The organism is Phocaeicola sp., assembly GCF_048170425.1.
Taxonomy (GTDB): Bacteria; Bacteroidota; Bacteroidia; order Bacteroidales; family Bacteroidaceae; genus Phocaeicola.
This window is the reverse complement of record NZ_DBEXBB010000342.1, coordinates 1-3867: the sequence shown is the minus strand read 5'-3', so window position 1 is coordinate 3867 and position 3867 is coordinate 1. Positions and strand designations below refer to the sequence as shown.

At 41.8% G+C, this 3867-nt stretch carries 6 protein-coding genes; all 6 read left to right on the top strand.

Annotation, left to right across the window (positions count from 1 at the left end; genetic code table 11):
* On the top strand, positions 1-132 hold a 132-nt coding region (locus tag ACMJ0U_RS12950; RefSeq protein ID WP_417130279.1), incomplete at its 5' end, for a DUF4271 domain-containing protein.
* A 5-nt stretch (positions 133-137) separates the two neighbouring features.
* Positions 138-884 (top strand): uroporphyrinogen-III synthase, encoded by a 747-nt coding sequence (locus ACMJ0U_RS12945; RefSeq protein ID WP_417130278.1) that lies wholly within the window; start codon positions 138-140, stop codon positions 882-884.
* Positions 885-954: 70 nt separating this feature from the next.
* Positions 955-1350: a ribonuclease P protein component gene (gene rnpA / locus ACMJ0U_RS12940; RefSeq protein WP_417130277.1), complete on the top strand. Its 396-nt coding sequence runs from the start codon at positions 955-957 to the stop codon at positions 1348-1350.
* Positions 1347-1568: a membrane protein insertion efficiency factor YidD gene (yidD, locus tag ACMJ0U_RS12935; RefSeq protein WP_417130276.1), complete on the top strand. Its 222-nt coding sequence runs from the start codon at positions 1347-1349 to the stop codon at positions 1566-1568. Before rnpA ends, yidD begins: the two co-directional genes overlap by 4 nt.
* 11 nt (positions 1569-1579) lie before the next feature.
* Positions 1580-2236: a TatD family hydrolase gene (locus ACMJ0U_RS12930; RefSeq protein WP_417130275.1), complete on the top strand. Its 657-nt coding sequence runs from the start codon at positions 1580-1582 to the stop codon at positions 2234-2236.
* 81 nt (positions 2237-2317) lie between these two features.
* Positions 2318-3610, top strand: coding sequence for a tyrosine--tRNA ligase (gene tyrS, locus ACMJ0U_RS12925; protein WP_417130274.1), 1293 nt, complete (start codon positions 2318-2320; stop codon positions 3608-3610).
* Positions 3611-3867 lie beyond the last annotated feature (257 nt).

Genomic DNA, 3867 nt, shown 5'->3' with positions numbered 1-3867 from the left:
AGGAACTTTTTTAATCATTTTCATGGCATTTTACATTTAATTCTGTACTTTTGCACCCTCGAAATTATCCCCCTGCTTTTCCTCTGGAAAGGGTTGATATATATAAATAACATTTTGATTTTAAATTTTTAGTAACGTTGAAAATAAAGAAAGTCCTCGTTTCTCAGCCAAAACCGACGACAGAAAAGTCTCCCTATTTTGACATTGCTGAGAAGTACGGAGTGAAGATAGATTTTCGCCCGTTTATCAAAGTAGAAAGTTTGTCAGCTAAAGAATTCAGACAGCAGAAGGTTTCTATCTTAGACCATACAGCTATTGTGTTTACTTCACGCCATGCTATCGATCACTTCTTTAGTCTGTGTACAGAGCTACGTGTAACGATTCCAGAAACAATGAAATATTTCTGTACATCGGAAACCATCGCTTTGTATATTCAGAAATACGTTCAATATCGCAAGCGTAAAGTATTTTTCGGTGCTACTGGAAAATTTGCTGACCTGCTTCCACAAATCATTAAGCATAATACGGAGAAATATTTTATCCCCATGTCAGATGTGCACAATGACGAGGTAAAAGATTTGCTCGACAAAAACCACATCCAGCATACGGAAGCCGTCATGTATCGTACTGTCAGCAATGATTTTACTCCAGAAGAAGAATTCAACTACGACATGTTGATATTTTTCAGTCCGGCAGGTATTCAGTCGTTGATGAAGAATTTCCCGAATTTCGAACAGAAAGATATTGCTATCGGAAGTTTCGGGCCAACGACGGCCAAGGCAGTAAAGGATACAGGGTTGCGTCTTGACTTGGAAGCTCCTTCAAGCGTAGCACCTTCCATGCCGGCAGCCTTGGATATGTTTATCCGCGAACATAACAAATAAAAATAAGTCTGAAAACAAAGCGAAGCAATCCATATCCTCATTACTTCGCTTTGTTTTATTATATACCTCTATGAGCGATTCTCCCCAATTTACCTTACCGAAAGTAGAACGACTGAACAGCCGGATTCTGATTGAAAGACTGTTTACGGGAGGCAGCAAATCACTACCTGCTTTTCCGTTGCGTATCGTATATATGCCGATAGAGGGAGAAAATCTGCCGGCAGCTACTATCCTGATTAGCGTTCCTAAAAAAAGATTCAAACGGGCTGTCAAGCGCAATCGTGTAAAGCGCCAAGTACGTGAAGCCTATCGCAAGCACAAGCACATCCTGCTTGATGCTTTAAAAAACTCGGGAAAGAAAATCGCCATAGCCTTTATCTGGCTCGACAATGAACTCCACGACTCGGCTGATGTAGAAGCAAAAGTGGTCAAATTATTACAACTTACCGCAGAACGTCTGGCATGAAAAAGATAATTTCTTTCCTGCTCCTGCTTCCTATTTATTTTTACCGGAACTGCATTTCACCTTTTACGCCTCCCTCCTGTCGTTTCACTCCGACTTGTTCTCAATATGCCATAGAAGCAATACAAAAGCACGGTCCTTTCAAAGGATTATATCTAGCCATACGGCGTATTCTTCGTTGCCATCCGTGGGGAGGCTCAGGATATGACCCTGTACCTTAAAAACAGACTTCATGATAACTACACCTTTTTTCAACGTACATACACACCATCTTCCCGATACAAACACAACCGCCATCCTCAATTGTAGTATGGATGACAGGGCAATTCCCGCATACTTGCAAGCACAACTCATTTCTGCCAGCCTACACCCATGGTATCTCACGAAAGAAAATTTTCAATTACAAATAGAATGGTTGACAGAAATCATCCAAAGTGATTCACGTGTGGTCGCATTAGGAGAAGCAGGACTAGACAAAATATGCAACACACCTTTTACTCTCCAGCTTCAAGCCTTCAGAAAAGTGATAGAATTATCAGAGCAATGTCAATTACCTTTGCTCATACATTCTGTAAAAGCCACCGAAGAACTGATTGCTTTGCATAAGGAATATCATCCTGCACAAGCCTGGATTATACATGGTTTCCGAGGAAAAAAAGAACTTGCCGCAGAATTGATTCGGCATGGATTTTTTCTCTCCTTCGGAAAAAAATACCAGGAAAAAGCCTTATCTATCGTTCCCACAGAAAGATTATTGCTGGAAAGTGACGAAGAAGAAACAGATTTCCCAGCCTTCTACGAGCAAGTTGCCTCCCTGCGCGGAACAACTTCCGACCACATAGCTACACACATTAGAGAAAATGCTAACCGTCTCTTTTTTAACCGCTAAAAATTGGTTATTCAGATAAAGTGTCGTACTTTTGCTCCAGTTATTTATTAAATAAACATGTTAAACTAAGAATTTCATTCGATGAATTTTGTAGATGAACTAAAATGGCGTGGAATGGTACATACCATGATGCCGGGCACAGAAGAATTGCTGGAGAAGGAAATGGTGACAGCTTATCTGGGTATCGACCCTACAGCTGACTCGTTGCATATCGGTCACTTGTGTGGCGTGATGATGTTACGTCATTTCCAGCGTTGCGGCCACAAACCGCTAGCTCTGGTAGGAGGTGCAACCGGTATGATTGGAGACCCTTCAGGCAAGTCACAAGAACGTAACTTGCTGGATGAGGAAACCCTGCGTCACAATCAGGAGTGTATCAAGAAGCAGTTGGGCAAATTCCTCGATTTTGAATCGGATGCCCCTAACCGTGCAGAACTGGTAAACAACTACGACTGGATGAAAGACTTCTCTTTCCTGGATTTTGCCCGTACCGTAGGAAAGCACATCACCGTGAACTACATGATGGCAAAGGAATCGGTTCAGAAACGTCTGAACGGAGAAGCACGCGACGGTCTTTCATTCACTGAATTTACTTATCAGTTGTTACAAGGATATGACTTCCTGCATCTGTATGAAACCAAAAACTGCAAGCTTCAGTTGGGTGGTTCTGACCAGTGGGGAAACATCACTACAGGAGCAGAATTGATTCGCCGTACCAACGGAGGTGAGGTATTTGCCCTGACTTGTCCGTTGATTACAAAAGCCGACGGCGGTAAATTTGGCAAGACAGAATCAGGAAATATCTGGCTGGACGCACGATATACCTCTCCTTACAAGTTCTATCAATTCTGGCTGAATGTAAGCGACGAAGACGCGAAACGTTATATCAAGATATTCACTTCACTGAGCAAAGAAGAAATAGAAGGCCTGATTGCAGAACACGAACAGGCTCCTCACTTGCGTGTGCTCCAGAAACGTCTGGCCAAGGAAGTAACCATCATGGTTCACTCTGAAGCCGACTACAACGTTGCTGTAGAAGCTTCTGGCATCTTGTTTGGAAACGCCACTTCTGAAGCATTGAAGAAACTGGATGAGGATACCCTGCTTTCTGTATTCGAAGGCGTTCCTCAGTTCGAAGTAGCCAAATCAGATATTGAAGCCGGTATCAAGGCTGTAGACTTATTTACTGAAAAGGCTGCCATCTTCCCGTCAAAAGGTGAGATGCGTAAGCTGGTTCAGGGTGGCGGCGTTTCTTTGAACAAAGAAAAATTGGCTGCATTTGACCAGGAAATTACCACAGCTGACTTGCTGGATGAAAAATACCTGCTCGTACAGCGCGGAAAGAAAAACTATTATCTGGTAATTGCCAAATAAATTCTTTTAGAAAAAATACCGGAAGGCTGTCTCAATTCAATTTTGGGCAGCCTTTCTTATGTTATAACTCTTTATCCAATAGCAAGGAACAAATTGCCAGTACTGCCAAAGAAAGATGAAAATCATTTCATTCCACTTAACCAATCTTTTTTCAAAGTTGGATTTATTTTACCTGGCGACAGAAATCTAACGAATAACATGCCATTCTTCCCTTCTTTTGAATAAATACGAAAGTTTGAAAAGAAAACTTTACTTAA